The sequence below is a fragment of the Mucilaginibacter koreensis genome, assembly GCF_054783355.1.
Genome location: NZ_BAAGQS010000001.1, coordinates 2,946,531 through 2,963,510 on the forward strand (window position 1 = coordinate 2,946,531; position 16,980 = coordinate 2,963,510).

24 protein-coding genes are annotated in these 16,980 nt (G+C 43.1%); 10 read left to right on the plus strand and 14 right to left on the minus strand.

Annotated features, from left to right (window positions below; all coding sequences use genetic code 11):
* The first annotated feature begins 4 nt into the window (after positions 1 to 4).
* Positions 5 to 172, plus strand: a complete 168-nt coding sequence (locus ACYVNW_RS13230) for a hypothetical protein (protein WP_460680350.1) — start codon at positions 5 to 7, stop codon at positions 170 to 172.
* A 98-nt stretch (positions 173 to 270) separates the two neighbouring features.
* Here the strand turns inward: ACYVNW_RS13230 and ACYVNW_RS13235 are convergent, their stop codons facing one another.
* The 3 genes from ACYVNW_RS13235 to dusB form a co-directional block, all read right to left on the minus strand.
* The gene (locus tag ACYVNW_RS13235) at positions 271 to 456 is read right to left on the minus strand and encodes a hypothetical protein (protein WP_460680351.1); all 186 of its coding nucleotides are present in this window, start codon (positions 454 to 456) and stop codon (positions 271 to 273) included.
* Between the two features lie 153 nt (positions 457 to 609).
* Positions 610 to 996 carry a Co2+/Mg2+ efflux protein ApaG gene (apaG, locus tag ACYVNW_RS13240; protein WP_460680352.1) on the minus strand — a complete coding sequence of 129 codons (387 nt, stop codon included), beginning with the start codon at positions 994 to 996 and terminating at the stop codon, positions 610 to 612.
* Between the two features lie 48 nt (positions 997 to 1,044).
* Positions 1,045 to 2,037 carry a tRNA dihydrouridine synthase DusB gene (gene dusB / locus ACYVNW_RS13245; protein ID WP_460680353.1) on the minus strand — a complete coding sequence of 331 codons (993 nt, stop codon included), beginning with the start codon at positions 2,035 to 2,037 and terminating at the stop codon, positions 1,045 to 1,047.
* Positions 2,038 to 2,083: 46 nt separating this feature from the next.
* Here dusB and ACYVNW_RS13250 point away from each other — a divergent pair, with 46 nt between their 5' ends.
* From ACYVNW_RS13250 to ACYVNW_RS13270, 5 genes are read left to right on the plus strand one after another with little or no spacing between them, the layout of a single operon-like run.
* Complete coding sequence (locus tag ACYVNW_RS13250) at positions 2,084 to 3,010, plus strand: lysostaphin resistance A-like protein (protein WP_460680354.1); 927 nt, start codon at positions 2,084 to 2,086, stop codon at positions 3,008 to 3,010.
* A gap of 2 nt (positions 3,011 to 3,012) precedes the next feature.
* The gene (locus ACYVNW_RS13255; RefSeq protein ID WP_460680355.1) at positions 3,013 to 3,225 is read left to right on the plus strand and encodes a putative signal transducing protein; all 213 of its coding nucleotides are present in this window, start codon (positions 3,013 to 3,015) and stop codon (positions 3,223 to 3,225) included.
* Positions 3,222 to 4,031, plus strand: a complete 810-nt coding sequence (locus tag ACYVNW_RS13260) for a phosphatidate cytidylyltransferase (protein WP_460680356.1) — start codon at positions 3,222 to 3,224, stop codon at positions 4,029 to 4,031. Before ACYVNW_RS13255 ends, ACYVNW_RS13260 begins: the two co-directional genes overlap by 4 nt.
* A gap of 36 nt (positions 4,032 to 4,067) precedes the next feature.
* Positions 4,068 to 4,742 carry a phosphatidylserine decarboxylase family protein gene (locus ACYVNW_RS13265; protein ID WP_460680357.1) on the plus strand — a complete coding sequence of 225 codons (675 nt, stop codon included), beginning with the start codon at positions 4,068 to 4,070 and terminating at the stop codon, positions 4,740 to 4,742.
* A 25-nt stretch (positions 4,743 to 4,767) separates the two neighbouring features.
* On the plus strand, positions 4,768 to 4,968 hold the full coding sequence (locus ACYVNW_RS13270; RefSeq protein ID WP_460680358.1) for a hypothetical protein: 201 nt from the start codon (positions 4,768 to 4,770) through the stop codon (positions 4,966 to 4,968).
* Positions 4,969 to 5,343: 375 nt separating this feature from the next.
* Here ACYVNW_RS13270 and rplS read toward each other — a convergent pair whose 3' ends face one another.
* From rplS to ACYVNW_RS13300, 6 genes are all read right to left on the minus strand, one after another.
* Entirely contained in the window at positions 5,344 to 5,691 is a 348-nt protein-coding gene (rplS, locus tag ACYVNW_RS13275) for a 50S ribosomal protein L19 (protein ID WP_460680359.1), read from the minus strand.
* A gap of 113 nt (positions 5,692 to 5,804) precedes the next feature.
* Positions 5,805 to 6,479, minus strand: a complete 675-nt coding sequence (trmD, locus tag ACYVNW_RS13280; protein WP_460680360.1) for a tRNA (guanosine(37)-N1)-methyltransferase TrmD — start codon at positions 6,477 to 6,479, stop codon at positions 5,805 to 5,807.
* A 54-nt stretch (positions 6,480 to 6,533) separates the two neighbouring features.
* Complete coding sequence (locus ACYVNW_RS13285) at positions 6,534 to 6,734, minus strand: helix-turn-helix transcriptional regulator (protein WP_460680361.1); 201 nt, start codon at positions 6,732 to 6,734, stop codon at positions 6,534 to 6,536.
* A complete protein-coding gene (locus ACYVNW_RS13290) occupies positions 6,731 to 7,198 on the minus strand; it encodes a hypothetical protein (RefSeq protein WP_460680362.1) in 468 nt (155 codons plus the stop codon). Before ACYVNW_RS13290 ends, ACYVNW_RS13285 begins: the two co-directional genes overlap by 4 nt.
* 62 nt (positions 7,199 to 7,260) lie before the next feature.
* Entirely contained in the window at positions 7,261 to 7,785 is a 525-nt protein-coding gene (gene rimM, locus ACYVNW_RS13295) for a ribosome maturation factor RimM (protein ID WP_460680363.1), read from the minus strand.
* An 83-nt stretch (positions 7,786 to 7,868) separates the two neighbouring features.
* Entirely contained in the window at positions 7,869 to 8,396 is a 528-nt protein-coding gene (locus ACYVNW_RS13300) for a 30S ribosomal protein S16 (protein ID WP_460680364.1), read from the minus strand.
* Positions 8,397 to 8,601: 205 nt separating this feature from the next.
* Here ACYVNW_RS13300 and ACYVNW_RS13305 point away from each other — a divergent pair, with 205 nt between their 5' ends.
* A complete protein-coding gene (locus ACYVNW_RS13305; RefSeq protein WP_460680365.1) occupies positions 8,602 to 8,895 on the plus strand; it encodes a Bor family protein in 294 nt (97 codons plus the stop codon).
* Positions 8,896 to 9,228: 333 nt separating this feature from the next.
* On the opposite strand, the gene pfkA is transcribed toward ACYVNW_RS13305, so the two are convergent.
* From pfkA to ACYVNW_RS13325, 4 genes are read right to left on the minus strand one after another with little or no spacing between them, the layout of a single operon-like run.
* Positions 9,229 to 10,206: a 6-phosphofructokinase gene (gene pfkA, locus ACYVNW_RS13310; protein WP_460680366.1), complete on the minus strand. Its 978-nt coding sequence runs from the start codon at positions 10,204 to 10,206 to the stop codon at positions 9,229 to 9,231.
* Entirely contained in the window at positions 10,206 to 11,915 is a 1,710-nt protein-coding gene (locus ACYVNW_RS13315; protein ID WP_460680367.1) for a protein-disulfide reductase DsbD family protein, read from the minus strand. Before ACYVNW_RS13315 ends, pfkA begins: the two co-directional genes overlap by 1 nt.
* 14 nt (positions 11,916 to 11,929) lie before the next feature.
* Positions 11,930 to 12,385 (minus strand): protein-disulfide reductase DsbD N-terminal domain-containing protein, encoded by a 456-nt coding sequence (locus ACYVNW_RS13320; protein ID WP_460680368.1) that lies wholly within the window; start codon positions 12,383 to 12,385, stop codon positions 11,930 to 11,932.
* A gap of 7 nt (positions 12,386 to 12,392) precedes the next feature.
* On the minus strand, positions 12,393 to 13,163 hold the full coding sequence (locus tag ACYVNW_RS13325) for a biotin--[acetyl-CoA-carboxylase] ligase (protein WP_460680369.1): 771 nt from the start codon (positions 13,161 to 13,163) through the stop codon (positions 12,393 to 12,395).
* A 47-nt stretch (positions 13,164 to 13,210) separates the two neighbouring features.
* On the opposite strand from ACYVNW_RS13325, the gene rsfS reads away from it, so the two are divergent.
* Genes rsfS through ACYVNW_RS13340 form a run of 3 tightly spaced genes read left to right on the plus strand, consistent with a single transcriptional unit; the run spans position 13,211 to position 16,437 of the window.
* Positions 13,211 to 13,585 (plus strand): ribosome silencing factor, encoded by a 375-nt coding sequence (rsfS, locus tag ACYVNW_RS13330; RefSeq protein WP_460680370.1) that lies wholly within the window; start codon positions 13,211 to 13,213, stop codon positions 13,583 to 13,585.
* 59 nt (positions 13,586 to 13,644) lie between these two features.
* A complete protein-coding gene (gene ftsH / locus ACYVNW_RS13335; RefSeq protein ID WP_460680371.1) occupies positions 13,645 to 15,741 on the plus strand; it encodes an ATP-dependent zinc metalloprotease FtsH in 2,097 nt (698 codons plus the stop codon).
* A 57-nt stretch (positions 15,742 to 15,798) separates the two neighbouring features.
* On the plus strand, positions 15,799 to 16,437 hold the full coding sequence (locus tag ACYVNW_RS13340; RefSeq protein WP_460681017.1) for a LutC/YkgG family protein: 639 nt from the start codon (positions 15,799 to 15,801) through the stop codon (positions 16,435 to 16,437).
* Here the strand turns inward: ACYVNW_RS13340 and ACYVNW_RS13345 are convergent.
* Positions 16,434 to 16,961: a Uma2 family endonuclease gene (locus ACYVNW_RS13345; protein ID WP_460680372.1), complete on the minus strand. Its 528-nt coding sequence runs from the start codon at positions 16,959 to 16,961 to the stop codon at positions 16,434 to 16,436. The genes ACYVNW_RS13340 and ACYVNW_RS13345 overlap by 4 nt on opposite strands.
* Between the last annotated feature and the right edge of the window lie 19 nt (positions 16,962 to 16,980).

The following is a 16,980-nucleotide window of genomic DNA, read 5'->3' on the forward strand; positions in this document are numbered from 1 at the left end:
GTTTATGCGAACAAGAAAAAGCAACCCGATCGAGGTTGCTTTTTTTTATACCCTGCAAGCAGGTACATCCTTTACACCCTGTCATTTCGACCGTAGGGAGAAATCTTCTTTAGGCGATAAGCCTACTGTAGACCGACTTGATGAAGAAGATTTCTCCCTACGGTCGAAATGACAAGAGGGTTACTTGGTATGTATGTCTTTATAAAAAACAATGCGTTAAATACAAAAACTTCGCTATCGCTTATCGTGACAACCTATTCATAGTTGGCTCTACTCATTCAACAAATGCTTAATCTCCTCTGCGGTTTCTGTTACATCAAAGTTGCTGTCGCCTGTAAACACTTTGGTGGTGTTGCCGTCAAAGTCGGCTACTTCATAAAAGTAAAGGATATGGTCGGCGTTAAAATACAACTTGCGGTTATCCGGCGCTTCGGAGAGTACTATAATTTTGGGCATGTGCTGATGATTGTTTGTAAATTAATGTTTACATGCAACAGCATAGGCAAGCGTAGGTTTGCCTGGTGGTAAATATAAGCGGGCAATTTATCATATCTATTAAACAAAAAACGCCTGCTGTATCAGCAGGCGTTTTTTGTTTATGTTAAACTCTCAATTCATTTTATAAGGCGCAATTAAATAAAATTCAGGTATCTCCGCATCAAATAAAGCATTATCCATCAGGCGCACCATTTGGTATTCGCCCTTCATGGTACCCATATCTGTTTTCAAGTTACAGCCCGAAATGTATTCGTGCGACTCACCTGGCTCAAGCACGGGTTGCTGGCCTACCACGCCCTCGCCTTCTACTTCGCGGTAGCTGCCGTTTGAATCAAAAATACGCCAGTGGCGGCGCAGCAGCTGTACACTAAAATCGCTTAAATTCTCTATGTTAATTTTATAAGCGAACATAAAATGCTCATTGGCCGGGTTTGAATACTCGGGCTGATATTGCGTTTCTACAGAAACCCTTACGCCATCTGTAACTGTGGTAACCATAAATCTGATGCTTTGGTTAATCAAATATATCAACCAGTATTACAACAATCAAGCCATTTCGGTTGAATATTTTTCGTGCACTTCGTGCAGTATCTCATCCAGCTCTTCCAGGCTGCCGGCAGTTACCAGCCGCATCCGGAACTCTTTGAAATGGTCAATCCCCTTAAAATAATTACTGTAATGGCGGCGCATTTCAAAAATGCCGGTTTTTGGCCCCTTCCATTCTATTGATTTATGCAGATGCGTTTTGCATACCTCAATGCGCTCGTCAATGGTTGGCCCTTCCAGGTGCTCGCCGGTAGCAAAAAAGTGTTTCACTTCACGGAATATCCAAGGGTAGCCAATGGCAGCACGACCAATCATCATTCCATCCACACCATACTCCAAACGCCAGTTGGCTGCTTTCTCGGGCGAATCAATATCCCCATTACCAAAAATCGGGATTTGGATGCGCGGGTTCTTCTTGATCTCGCGGATGAGTGTCCAATCGGCCACGCCTTTATACATTTGGGCGCGGGTGCGGCCATGTATAGTGAGGGCTTTAATGCCTACATCCTGCAGGCGCTCGGCTACCTCATACACGTTTTTGGTATTGTCATCCCAACCCAGGCGGGTTTTTACCGTTACTGGCAAATGGGTAGCTTCCACCACGGCCTTGGTCATAGCTACCATTTTGTCAATATCCTGCAGTAAACTGGCACCGGCGCCACGGCAGGCTACCTGCTTTACCGGGCAGCCATAATTAATATCCATCAGGTCGGGGCCGGCCTGTGTGGCTATCTCGGTAGCTTCGCGCATGCTGTTGATATCGCTGCCAAAAATCTGGATGCCAATGGGGCGTTCATATTCAAATATGTCCAGTTTCTGGCGGCTCTTGGCGGCATCGCGTATCAGACCCTCCGAGGAGATAAATTCGGTATACATCATATCTGCCCCGTTCTGCTTACACACGTAGCGAAAGGGTGGATCACTTACATCCTCCATCGGCGCTAATAAAAGCGGGAACTCACCTAAATCAATATTTCCAATTTGTACCGACATCACTTATATTTATCCACTGCAAAAATACGAAATTTGCAGCGTAACTATGCGCACAGAACGTCCTTATAACCAGCCCGCTCCCGGCACGCAATTTTTAATATTTATTGGTATCACCATTGGCTTACTGGTGCTTGGCGGGTTTATAGCCCTCGCCCTTATTGCCTTAATGTATGGCGGCGATACCGCAGCCCAGGTAATGCAAATGAATGTGAGCAACCCCAAAGCGGTACAAGCCTTATGGTTTTTGCAGGTAGTAAGTACTACGTTGCCCATATTCCTTATCCCGGTGGTATTTGCCCGCTGGGTAGTGCGCGAGCCACAAGCTTACCTTAAAGCCAATACCCATTTCGCACCATCTATTTTAATGCTGGTTTTGCTGGTAATGATATTTTCGTCGCCTATTGTTGAAGTACTGAGTAATTTAAACCAGCGCATGGTATTACCACCTTTTTTGCGTGGCTTAGAAACCTGGATGCGTAATTCAGAACAATCGGCACAAAAAGCGACTGAGGCCCTGTTAAAAATGGATACCATTTGGGACTTGCTCAAAAGCCTGCTGCTGGTTGGGTTATTTACGGCTATTGCCGAAGAATTTATGTTCAGGGGTGGCATGCAAACCATTTTTATCCGCTGGATGCGTAACCACCATGCTGCCATCTGGATTACAGCGGCGCTGTTCAGCGCCTTTCACATGGAGTTTTACGGCTTTTTACCACGGATGATGCTGGGCATACTGTTTGGATACTTTGCTTACTGGAGCGGCAGTATATGGCCGGCAGTGTGGGCACATTTTATTAACAACGGATCGGCCGTGGTTATTACTTATTTGTATCAGCATAAAAAAACTGATATTAACCCTACCGACCAGCATGTTTTTAATTACACCAGCTATGTGTTAAGTATCATAATTACCGTATTTTTGCTATATACCTACCGCAATATGGCGCTGGCGGGTAACAGGGAGCGTAATTAATAATGGAAAGAAACTGGGTAAAGGTATTTACCTCCACCAATTATATACAATCTGAAATTGTGAAGCAGATGCTCACCGAGCACCAGATTGATGCTGTATTATTAAACAAGCAGGACTCATCACACCGTACCTTCGGGCATATTGAGGTGTATATTCATCGCGAGGATTTTGGCCAGGCGGTTGAACTGCTGATTGCCAATCAAATTGCTTTATGAAAACACGCGCCATCACGGGCATTTTCTTTATTGCCGTTATGCTGGGCTCCATGCTGGCCGGCCCGGTAGTATTTAGCTTATTTTATTTATTACTGAGTTTGCTGTGCCTGCAGGAGTTTTATAAACTGGTAAAGCAAAGCGGCCAGCAGCCCGATATCATCAACGGCATACTGGTGGGCGGAATTACCTTTGCTGCTTTTGCTTCTGTGTATTACACCAGTCACAACTATGCCTTTGTAGCTTTAGTGCCGGTAGTATTAGTCAGCATTTTTGTACAGCAGTTATTTAAACAATCGGCTACGCCGTTTACAGCTATTGCCTACACTTATTTAGGGTTAATTTTTACCATTCTGCCGTTTTGTTTCTTCCATGCTTTAGGCTTTGTACAGGGCGGCGATTTTAATTTTCACTTACCGCTATCCTTCTTTATTTTATTATGGAGCAACGATACCGGTGCTTACCTGGTGGGCCGCTTTTTGGGCCGCACTAAACTGTTTGAGCGCCATTCGCCTAAAAAAACCTGGGAAGGCTTTTTTGGCGGCGTGGCTATTGCAGCAGGCGTAAGCTTGGTTCTAAGCCATTTCTACCCGGAGCTGAGCTGGCGGCAGTGGATATCAGTAGCTGTGCTGATCGGCTGCTTTGGCACCCTGGGCGACCTTACCGAATCTATGCTGAAACGCAGTATCAATATTAAAGACTCGGGCAGCATATTGCCCGGCCACGGCGGCCTGCTTGATAGGTTTGACGGTGTTATACTTTCGGCACCTGTGGTTTTTACCTATCTCTACTTGATCTTTAATTCGTAATTTTGCTTTTTAATTATATCGTATTAGCTTTATATCATGACGTTTCATAAAGAAGGTTATACCTCAATGGCCCTGTGCATTCTGTTTATTTTCGTATTGAATGCGCTGGTTCACTTTTTTTACCCTGATGTAGCCGCCCTGCGCTGGTTTGTATACCTGTTATCCTTTGTGCTGTTTGTTATTATCCTGCAATTTTTCCGCAGCCCTAAGTTTGCCCTTACCACCGGAGATCAACAGGTCATCTGCCCTGCAGATGGCAAAGTGGTAGTCATTGAGGAAACTGAAGAAACCGAATACCTTAAAGATAAACGCATACAGGTATCGGTGTTTATGTCGCCCATCAACGTGCACGTTAACCGTAACCCTATTGCCGGTGTAGTTAAATATTTTAAATACCATCCCGGCAAATACCTGGTTGCCTGGCACCCCAAATCATCTACTGATAATGAGCGTACCACCATTGCGGTAGAAAGCAACTCAGGCTATACTGTATTATTCCGCCAAATTGCCGGTGCATTGGCTCGCCGCATTGTTTGGTATGTAAAAGAAGGACAGGAAGTAGAACAAGGCCAGCAATTTGGCTTTATAAAATTTGGTTCCCGTGTAGATATTTTTTTACCTTTAGGCTCGCAGGTGCTGGTAGGCCTGGGCGAAAAGGTGAAAGGCGGCCGTACCATACTGGCCGAACTGCCCGCTGCAGATAACGTATAAACCCTATAAACTCAAAATAAAGAACATGAAAAAATTAGCATTAATGATGGCGCTGGCTTTCTCAGTAGCTTCAGTAAGTTCATTTGCCGGCGATAAAGACAAAGGCAAAAAAGAAGAAAAATGTGCACCCGGCAAATCTTGCTGCAAAAAAATGAACAAACTAAGCGCCTCTGAAAAAGCCAAATGCGCTAAAGAGTGTGCAGATAAAGAGAAAAAAGCTGCATAAGCTTTTCTTTTAAATGTATAAAAAGCCGTTTAACATTAAGTTGAGCGGCTTTTTTTGTGGTTTATAAACATTGGTAGTAATACTTTACAATCGGTTGAATTATTTACTACCGATTGTCATGCTGAGGCACTCGAAGCATGGTTGCACAGGGTGCTGCTATGAATGGCTCTGCAATTACCCTTCGAGTGCCTCAAGGTGACAAGCGGAAGTAGTTTAAAACAAGAGCGAGTATATCAGTAAGTGGCAGACAAGCGCACAATCACTTAGAACGACAAAATGATTGTATCAAATTAACTAACAACAAAAAAGCCTTTATACATAAAGTATAAAGGCTTTTAAAAAATAAAAATATGAAAAGTTTTGTATAAAGCGGAGTTATACGCGTTTTGATTTGATACGGGCAGCTTTACCGGTAAGGGCACGTAAGTAGAACAGTTTTGCTCTGCGTACTTTACCGTAGCTGTTTACTTCAATTTTATCAATGTTTGGAGAATTGATAGGGAAGATACGCTCAACGCCTATACCGTTTGAAACTTTACGTACAGTGAAAGTTTCGGTAGCACCATTGCTGTTACGCTGGATAACTACGCCCTGGTACACCTGGATACGCTCCTTGTTACCTTCTCTGATTTTATAGTGTACGCTTACAGTATCGCCTGCATTAAATGAAGGAATCTCTTTTTTTACTATTGATTGCTCTTCAACAAATTTTACTAAATCCATGATTTTAAGCTCTTAACGCAATTTTTAACCCGTAAAAATCGGATTGCAATAATAGGGATATTTTTTGTGAATTAAAAGTGGATTTGAAATTTTTCCACAAATATTGTTTTTACTTATGTTAATAAATCGGGCCGGCGCTGCTTGGTTCGCTCCAGCGATTGCTCAAAGCGCCATTTTTCTATTTCGGGCGTATTGCCACTCAACAAAATTGCAGGCACCTCGTGGCCTTTCCAGTTAGCCGGGCGGGTATATACCGGCGCATCCAATAATTCGCCTTGAAAGGAATCAGACAGCGCCGAGGTTTCATCAGACAGTACACCAGGAATCAGCCTCACCACGGCATCCACAACAATGGCAGCGGGCAATTCACCACCGGAGAGTACATAATCCCCAATGGACAGCTCACGGGTTACATATAGGTCTCTTACGCGCTGATCGATGCCCTTATAATGACCGCACAGGATGATAATATTTCCTTTAATAGAAAGCTCATTGGCAATAGACTGATTAAGCGTTATGCCGTCAGGCGTCATGAAAATGACTTCATCATACTCGCGCTCACTCTTTAAGTGCTCTATACAGGCTGCAAAAGGCTCTATCATCATTACCATGCCACTACCGCCGCCGTAAGGATAATCATCTACGTTTTTATGCTTGCTGGTGGCATAATCGCGCAGGTTGTGTACATGTATTTCGGCAATACCTTTTTTTTGCGCACGCTGTAAAATAGAGTGTGCAAAAGGACTTTCTAATAAGCCGGGTAAAACGGTAATAATATCAAAACGCATAAAGGCAAAGATACATGATTATATAGCTTGAAGGCTTTATTGAAATGAGCATAATCAATCAGTTTCTTCGAGTGTAAATACTTCATCAACAGATTTACCGAATACCCGGGCTATTTTAAGTGCCAGTACTGTAGAGGGCACATAACGATTGCTTTCAATAGTGTTTATAGTTTGTCGCGATACGCCAATGAGTTCGGCAAGTTCTGCCTGAGTAATACTTTTGATAGCACGCTCTATGCGAATAGTATTTTTCATGCTAAACTTGTTTCTTTACTTATCAGCTTGTTATTCTTATAGATCATCCATCTGAAGCGTATAATGAAAAATACAAGCAGGGTTAATATGTTGTACATGGTGTAAAACAAGAAATTAAGACCGTAGCTACAAAAAATAATGACGATGAAAATGGCATAGTTTACATATACAGCCCACTGAAGTGAATCTAACCGTAGTTGACCTATGTGTTCATCTTCCACGCGTTCTTTTGAAAATGCAACCAGTAACAAGCCCAGCACTATACCAGCCAGTTGGATTTCATCATCAAAGCTTTCATCATTACTAAGTGCACCGGATGCACCCTCTATCTTGCTGTGAAATTCGGGCCAGATAAACCTATTGGTTGAGGCTTTTAAATCAAAAACAAAAAATAGCAGGCTGGCTAATATTAACACATAACCAATCATGCGCCAGTGCGCAGCGAACAAAAAACGTGCTTTCATATATCAAATAAATTTTACCAAATGTAAAATTTATTTGATATATGTCAAGTTTATTTTACACTTTAAGATAAATATACATCTAACAGCCCATCAGGTAAATCAATATACACTTCGCCACCTTCTACATCAATTCCTTTAATCAATTCGGTATTGAGCGGGAATAGCACCTCGTGACCCTGGTAATTCACCGTAGCGATAATCTGCTGTGGATAATCTACAATTTCAATAATTTCACCCAGTTCACCTTTTTGTTCATCTACTGCAATAAAGCCTTTTAAATCTTTCAGGGTAAATTCTTCTTTCTTTTTTTTAGGCTTTAATTTATTGGGCAGGTACACATCCTTTTTAGCAAGCAGGCTGGCCTTTTCAATAGTGTTTACATCTTCCAGCCATATATAAGCCGTATTGGCCTGCGGGTACTTAATATTTTCAATAAAGAAAGGCACCAGTTTACCAGCCACATCAATAAAAACCGATTTAAAATTAATCTGCTCCAGGCCTTCAAAATCCACATATAACTGCATTTCACCTTTTAATCCGCGGGTTTTGGTGAGCGTGCCTATACGGAAGCTATCTTCTATTTTCATTTACAGTATTTGTATTAAAACAACAATAGCGAAGTGCTTTTAAAGGCGCTTCGCTATTGGTATAATTTAAATAAGAGCTTAACTTATGCAGTTGCTTCAGGAGTTTCTTCAGCAGCTTCGGTTTCATCAGCAGCAGGTGCTTCTTCGGCCGGAGGGGTATTTTTAGCAGCAATGGCTGCAGCTCTGTCTTCTTTCTTTTTAGCTTCGGCAGCTAAAGCAGCTTTGCGGGTTTCTTCTTTAGCGCTGCTCAGGCTATCTTTCTTACCGGTAATTTTACCTTCTTTCTGATCCATCCAGTTGGTAAATTTCTCATCAGCTTGCTCTTGGGTTAAAGCGCCTTTAGCAACACCACCTTGTAAGTGTTTTTTGTATAATATGCCTTTGTATGACAGGATAGCACGGCAGGTATCAGTTGGCTGTGCGCCATTGTTTACCCACTCAAAAGTTTTGTCGAAATCGATGTTGATAGTCGCCGGGTTGGTGTTTGGGTTATATGAACCAATACGCTCAATAAAGCGGCCATCACGTGGAGCACGGGCATCGGCTACCACAATGTAGTAAAAAGGCTTGCCTTTTTTACCATGTCTTTGCAATCTGATCTTAGTTGCCATTCTTTTTTCTTTATGTATTCAACATTCCCCCGGAGTTCTTTCTGCGGGGCTGCAAAGATAAGTAATCAAAAACAGCAATGCAAGTGTTTGATTATCAAATTTAACAGGGTATTACCCAGTAAACTTAAGCTTTCGGCTTATAATTACAGCAAAGCTTTTATATCTTAGCGCCTTATTAATCAACTCAATTAACCTTTTTCACGAAATGAAAAAATTTATTCCTTTGATGGCGGTGGTTATTATGCTGTCAACTTCGCTAACCTCATGCTATGTTAACACCTTTGCAGTTGGTAAAGGCGCACAATCAAACAATTCAGTAAGTAAGTGGAATCATTACCTGATTGACGGCTTAATTCCTATTTCTGTATCGAATGTAAATGACCTTACAGGCGGCGCAACAGATTATACTGTAACTGTTAAGCATAGCTTTGTAAACGGTTTGTTAGCAGCTATTACATTTGGTATTTACACCCCTACCACCACCACTGTAACTAAGTAACAACTTAGCTTTACCCACCTCTGATATAGCAGCATAATGAAGTATTTTATTTTTGTGTTAAGCGTTTTACTGATAATAGGTATTGTGATCAATCTGATTACCCTTCAGTTAGATTACAGTAAACTATCAAGGTTTGGCTATGGATACATGACGGGAGAAATATTACTACTAGTTTTATTAAGTTTAGCTGTGTTCTTTTCTGGAAAGAAAATACTAAAAAGCTACTATGCAGGTATTGAAGTATAGTTGCGATTTAGTAGCTATACTTCATAAAAAAAGCCTTTTATCTAAAATAAAAGGCTTTTTTTATGAAGTATAATTTATATAAACTCCTTACAACGATAATATCTCTACAATCTTCAGCAGGTTTTGGTCTACTTCAACCGTATGCTTAATGGCATGCTCAAATGGCGTATAGGTAATCTGATTATTAATGATACCTACCATTTCGTTGCTGCGGCCGGCTAATAAGCCCTCAACAGCAGCTACACCTACACGGCTGGCCAGCACCCGGTCCATACAGGTGGGATGTCCGCCGCGCTGCATGTGGCCCAGTACCGATACGCGGGTATCATAGTTCGGATAACGTTCTTTTACCAGTTTGCCAATTTCAAATGCACCGCCGGCTTCATCACCTTCGGCTACAATTAATATTTTTGATGATTTATCACGGCGGCCGGTATCCAGGCGCTCATACAAGCGGTTGATATCGGTTTTTGATTCCGGAATTAAAATCGCCTCAGCGCCCGAAGCAATGCCGGTACGCAGGGCAATCAAACCTGAATCGCGGCCCATTACTTCTACGATGAACAAACGGTCGTGCGATTCGGCGGTATCACGTATTTTGTCCACGGCTTCAATTACGGTATTGATAGCGGTATCGTAACCGATAGTAAAATCGGTGCCAATCAAATCATTATCAATAGTACCAGGCAGGCCCAGTACGGGGATGTCATACTCGTGGCCGAACACTTTGGCACCTGTAAATGTACCATCGCCACCTATGGCTACCAATGCATCTACATTATGTTTTTTTAACTGCTCATAAGCTTTTTTGCGGCCTTCCGGCTCACGAAACTCCAAACTGCGGGCGGTTTTTAAAATAGTACCGCCACGCTGAATAATGTTGGCTACCGAGCGGCGGTCCATCGGCAGTAAATCGCCGTTGATCATGCCCTCATAACCACGGCGGATGCCGGTTACTTCGAGGTTATAGTATAAAGCCGTTCTCACTACCGCGCGGATGGCGGCGTTCATGCCGGGCGAGTCGCCGCCCGAAGTATATACACCTATGTTCTTTATCTGAGTCATTATCGTTCGTTCTGATAAGCGGTAAGGCCGCTGTCTAAAAACTTAATATAATTTTCTACGCTATAGTTAGCCCCCTGCGGTGGCACCAGTACCTTACCCTGGGCGTCAATAATTACATAATAAGGCTGCGAATTTACATTAAATTTTGAAGCTTCATAATCACTATTTTTCGCACCAATGGTAGTTATTTTTTTACCGCTGAAGGTGGATGTGTATTGTTCTGCCGACGGTAGCTCGCCGCGCTTTTCATCTACATACAGTTCAAGCAATACAAACTTATCGCGCAGGCGCTTATGCACTTCAGCATCAGACCATACATCGGCTTCCATTTTACGGCAATTAGGGCAATTCCAACCGGTAAAATCTATCAGTATAGGTTTCTTTAACTCTTTTGAAACCTGTATAGCCTGCTCATAATCATACCACTCATCCAAACCTTTGTGCTTTCCACGCACAAACAGGTCTTCATACTTTTTCTGTTTGATGGAAACAGCCTGGGCCGGCGCAACTACATTATTGCCGTTACTAATGTCAGACAAATCAAAATCCTGCGTAGCCATAGGTGGCAAAAATCCGCTGATGGAACGCAACGGCGCTCCCCACAAGCCAGGTACCATGTAAACAGTGAAAGCGAAAACGATTATTGCAAAAAAGGTGCGGGTAACCGACAGGTATTGCAAATCACTATCGTGCGAAAATTTAATTTTACCTAACAGGTATAAAGTAGTCAGAACACCTAAAACAATCCAGATGGACAGGAACACCTCACGGTCAAACCAGTTCCAGTGATAAGCTAAGTCTACGTTCGACAGAAACTTAAGTGAAAAGGCCAGTTCTAAAAAGCCCAATACCACTTTCACGCTATTCAGCCATCCGCCCGATTTGGGCAGGCTTTTCAACGCCGAAGGGAACAAGGCGAATATGGTGAAAGGAATAGCTAACGCTACCGAGAAACCCAGCATACCCATAGCCGGAGCCAGGCGCTCGCCTCTTGAGGCTGCTTCTACAAGTAAGGTACCGATGATAGGGCCAGTACAAGAGAATGATACCACTACCAGCGTAGCGGCCATAAAGAATATGCCAGTTAAACCGCCTTTATCCGAATTTTCATCCAGCTTATTGGCTAATGAACTTGGAAGCGTAATTTCGAATGCACCCAGAAAAGAAGCACCAAACACCACCAGCAGCAAAAAAAAGCAGAAATTGAATATACCATTTGTGGCCAGGGCATTTAAGGCGTTAGAACCAAAAAATGCGGTAATCAGCAATCCAAGCAATACATAAATAACGATGATAGACACACCATAAAGTAAAGATTGATAAACCGCTTTACTGCGCGAGCCGCTCTTTTTGGTGAAAAAGCTTACCGTTAGCGGCAATAGCGGATAGATACAAGGCATAATCAATGCTGCAAAACCACCCAGCAAGCCGGCAATAAATATTTGCCATAAAGTTTTAGGCTTTTGATCGGCACTTGGTGGTACTGCGCTTGCTATAGCGGTTTTAGTTGCAGGTGCCTGCTGCTGCAATTTGGCTTTGGCAGCCATACTATCGCGCGCAGTAGCAATAGGCGTAAAATCGACATCAGCCGTTGAAATGGTATCAGCTTTTCCGGAAGCCTGTGCATGTGCAGCATTGCCGCTGGTAGTTAACAGCAAAGCAGCGCACAACAGCCATACCGTAAATAAAATGCGGTTTAAAAACTTCATCAGCTTAATCAGTATTACTTAGCGGCTACAGGAATGGTAAAATCTACATCCTCCGGCGGAAGACATTTACGGTCGTTACAGGTCATGTAAGATAATTTGCCTTTTACTGTAGTAGCCTTAGGCGATTTTAATTTGATGCGCTGCTGAAACACTACTGAGTTTTCAAAAAAGCCCACATTCATTTTAAATGAGTTATCGTACTTCTCAATAGCCTTAGGCTCAGCTGGTTTGCCCACCAGGGTATAATCTTTTGAAGGTGCAAAAGTAAATTCGGTAGCCGATGGGCCGCCATCCTTTACATGCTGCGAATAAATATGCCAGTCGCGGTCAATGGTGGCTTTAATTAATACTACAGCTTCGGTGGCGCTTACCCGTTTAGCGGCATAAGCCCACTGCACATGGCTTTCAATCTGGGCAAAAGCCGAGCCGGTAAGAACAAGCAGGGCTACCATTGCAATTAACTTTTTCATGTATCTGTTACTTATTTAAAAACTCAATTTCTTTAAAATCATACTCGTGCAGGCCATCCGCTTGCTGTACCTGCAACAGGCCGCGCTCAGTGATACCCGTAACTTCACCGGTAAACACCAATCCGCCGGCCTTAAAATTTTTCACCTCTCGGTACCAGTATAAAGCATTCAAATAGGCTGTTTTAATTTCGTCCAATTGCCCGGCTTTCAGCCTTAAATACCAGCCTTCTATGCGGCTGCAAATGTCTGATAATAATAGCCGTAAATCATAATCTTTATGTAAGATTTGTTTCAGCGACACCGGGTTGGGCACCCAATCCGGAAACTGCTCCTGGTTGATGTTGAGCCCGATGCCTGCCACAGCGTGCTTAATCTGGCTGCCCTGTAAAATATTTTCAATTAAAATACCACCCAGCTTCTGATCGTTATAATAAATATCGTTAGGCCATTTGATGCTGATGCGGCTTTGCGCTGCGGCTTGCAGAGCTTCGGCCACACCCAGGCTTATGACACGCGTAAGGTAGAACTGGTTTAACGGCGATAAAAAAACAGGATTGAGCAGCAAACTGAAGGTTAAATTTTTACCGGGCTCGCTGTTCCATTTGTTTTGCTGCTGCCCGCGGCCGGCATACTGGCTTTCTGCCATTATGACCGTTCCTTCGGGTAATGGCTTAGAATTTGACAATATATTCTTAAGGAATGTATTTGTAGAGTCAACTTCTTTTAGGGTAACTAAATTTTGCCCAACAAATAGTGCTGAAAATATGTTATTTTGCAAAGTATAATATCCTTTAAACCAAAATCGTTCAAAACTAATTCTTTTTGATGGTAAAAAACAAAGTGTTAAATGAATCTGCTGTAATTTCCGAGTTAGCCATCCACGGTATTCAGGAAAAAAAAGGCAACGATATCGTAAGGCTCGACCTTCGGAATATAAACGGTTCAGTGGCAGATTACTTTATTGTATGCCATGCTGATTCCACTACCCAGGTAAAGGCAATTGCCAACAGTGTTGAAGAAGAGATTTTTAAAGCCATAAAGCAGGACCCCTGGCGCAAAGAAGGCCTGCAGCACGGCGAATGGATTCTGCTCGATTACGTGGATGTAATTGTTCACGTTTTTAAAACTGATAAGCGCGAATTTTACGGTGTAGAAGAACTGTGGGGCGATGCTGATATTCAGTATTACAAAAGCGCCTGATGCTGCTTTATGCGCAGCCTAATTAATTATTTAAACTATACGTTTGAGGTTACAATAAAATGAGTGAAGAAAGACCGGATAAGCCTAAGTTTATTAGGAGACCGAACAATAAAAGAATTACGCCGCGCCCCCCACGGTTTAACTTCATGTGGATTTATGCCATTGTGATTTTAGCCCTGCTGGTGGTGCCTTACATTTTAAATGGCAACGGCGGCAAAGAAATCAGCTTTCAGCGGTTTGAAACCGAAATGCTGAAAAACAATGATGTTGAAAAAGTAGTGGCTTTTAAAGACGGCGACCGCGTGGTAGCCGAAGTTTACCTGAAGGATGCCAGCAAGAACAAGCCTGAGTACAGTGATATCAAAGATCAGCGTTCGTTGAACATTTCATCGGGCGGGCCACAGTATTACTTTACCCATGCCTCTTATGACAGCCTGAACCAGGCATTGGCCGCTGCCCAGAAAGATATTCCTGATGCCGCAAAAGTGCCTGTACAGTATGCCCAGCAACGCGAAAGCTTGTTATCTAACTGGCTGGTACAGGGCATTATTATGCTGGTGCTGTTTGCAGCCCTGTGGCTGTTTATTATGCGCCGCATGTCTGGCGGAGCCGGCGGTGGCCCGGGCGGACAGATCTTCAACATTGGCAAATCAAAAGCTACGCTGTTCGACAAAGAGTCGCAGGTTAATGTAACTTTTAATGATGTAGCCGGTTTAGAAGAAGCCAAGCAGGAAGTAATGGAGATTGTTGACTTTTTGCGCAATCCTAAAAAATATACCAACCTGGGCGGTAAAATTCCGAAGGGTGCCTTATTGGTAGGCTCGCCGGGTACAGGTAAAACCTTGCTGGCTAAAGCCGTTGCAGGTGAGGCTCAAGTACCTTTCTTCTCCTTGTCAGGTTCCGACTTTGTGGAGATGTTTGTGGGTGTGGGTGCATCACGTGTACGTGATTTGTTCAAACAAGCCAAAGACAAGGCCCCTTGTATCATCTTTATTGATGAGATTGATGCTATTGGCCGTGCCCGTGGTAAAAACAATATTGTAGGTGGTAACGATGAGCGCGAAAACACACTGAACCAGTTGCTGGTTGAAATGGATGGTTTCGGTACCGATTCTGGTATTATCATTCTGGCGGCTACTAACCGCCCCGATGTACTGGATTCTGCTTTGATGCGCCCGGGCCGTTTCGACCGTCAGATTTCTATCGATAAACCGGATTTGATTGGCCGTGAGCAAATTTTTAAAGTTCACTTAAAACCTTTGAAACTGGCTGATGATGTAGAAGCTAAAAAGCTTTCTGCACAAACTCCTGGCTTTGCCGGTGCCGAAATTGCCAACGTATGTAATGAGGCTGCCCTGATTGCTGCACGCCGCGATAAAGCTGCGATTGATATGCAGGATTTTCAGGATGCGATTGACCGTGTGATTGGTGGTTTGGAAAAGAAAAACAAAATCATTTCACCGGAAGAAAAACGCATTGTGGCTTACCACGAAGCTGGCCACGCCATTGCAGGCTGGTTCCTGGAACATGCCGACCCACTGGTAAAGGTTTCTATCGTTCCGCGTGGCGTTGCTGCGTTGGGTTATGCCCAATATTTGCCTAAAGAGCAGTTTCTGCACACCACCGAGCAGCTGATGGACGAGATGGTAGTATCAATGGGTGGCCGCGCTGCCGAAGATATTGTATTCGGCCGTATATCTACCGGTGCCTTGAGCGATTTGGAACGCATCACCAAGCTATCTTATGCCATGGTTAAGATCTATGGTATGAACAGTAAGGTAGGTAACCTATCATTCTATGATCCGCAAGGCGAGTACCAGTTTAATAAACCTTACTCTGATACCACAGCCGAGCTGATTGACGAGGAAGTGCGTACCATGATTGACGGTGTATACCAACGTACTAAAAACCTCTTGAACGAAAAGCGTGAAGGGTTAGAAAAACTGGCTGCCAAACTGCTGGAAAAAGAAGTATTGTTCCAGAGCGATTTGGAAGAACTGCTGGGTAAGCGACCGTTTGAAGAACGTACCACTTACGATAAGTTTGTGAACGGCGAAGCGGCACTGAACCCCGATACTGATAATAACGCCATACCTGAATCGGTAACCAACCCCGAAACCAGCCATATTGACGATATTCAAACCAGTAAAGGTTAATTTATATTAAAATTTTATGTTAAAGCCACTACCTTAGTAGTGGCTTTACATTTTTATATGCGCGATATTACTACCTCGAAAGAAAAATTACTGAAAAAAATCAGGAAAGCATTGCTGGTAAAACGGGATAACCCCTACCCTAACCAGGAAGAGCAGCCCTTGTATCCGGCCACAGACGAGATACTGGAAGTGCAGTTTGCCGAAGAGTTTGTAGGCGCTGCCGGGCAGTTTATGTTTTGTGAGGATGAAATTCAGTTTATTGAAAGCTTACTCAACCTGGCCGAAGAGCGCAAATGGCATAAAATCTACTGCTGGGAGCCTGCCCTGCAAGAACTGATGGACAAGTACGGTTACCCTTACTACGCTACTGACAAAAGCTTTGAGCAGGCAGAAGTAGGTTTTACCTTATGCGAAGCTTTGGTAGCCCGCAATGGCAGCATCATGCTTTCCAACGGCAATATGGCTGGCCGGAGGTTGAGTATTTACCCACCTGTGCACATTGTGCTGGCTTACAGTTCGCAACTGGTATTGGACTTAAAAGATGGTTTTAAATTGCTGAAAGATAAATACGGTAACCGCCTGCCCTCTATGGTAACCACCATTACCGGCCCCAGCCGCACGGCTGATATTGAAAAAACGCTGGTGTTGGGAGCCCATGGGCCTAAAGAGGTATTTGTGTTTTTATTAGATGGTTAAAATTTAAATTCCTTTTGTAAAAGTTGACTATAAAAGTAACCTGTTGTAGTTTCTAAAAGCGTAAAATTATCATCTAAAAGCTGGTGGCCGTTTACCTGTTTGGTATTGGGGTCAATCAGCCAGTATTCTTTTACACCGTAACGCTCATAAATTTCTTTCTTTTCTATCTGATCGTATCTGGCATTTGAAGGAGATAATATTTCTATAACTAAATCAGGCGCATAGTGTAACCCGTTATTACGGATATGATCCAAATGAGCATTTGCAATAAAAATAATATCCGGCTGGTATACATTCTCCTCATCAAAATGCACATCATAAGGTGCAACCCTTGTTACGCCCAAATCTTGTTCCTCCACAAAGTTGCCTAACAAGCGGTATATTTTATCCAATACTCTTTGGTGGCTTTCAGAAGGAGAAGGTGACATGATTAAATGATTCTGAATAAGTTGGCAAAGCGTTCCTTCTGGCAAAAGCTGGTATACTTCAAGTAAAGTTTTGGGAGGATGAAATGCGGTTTCCATGATATAACGCCTTTATATA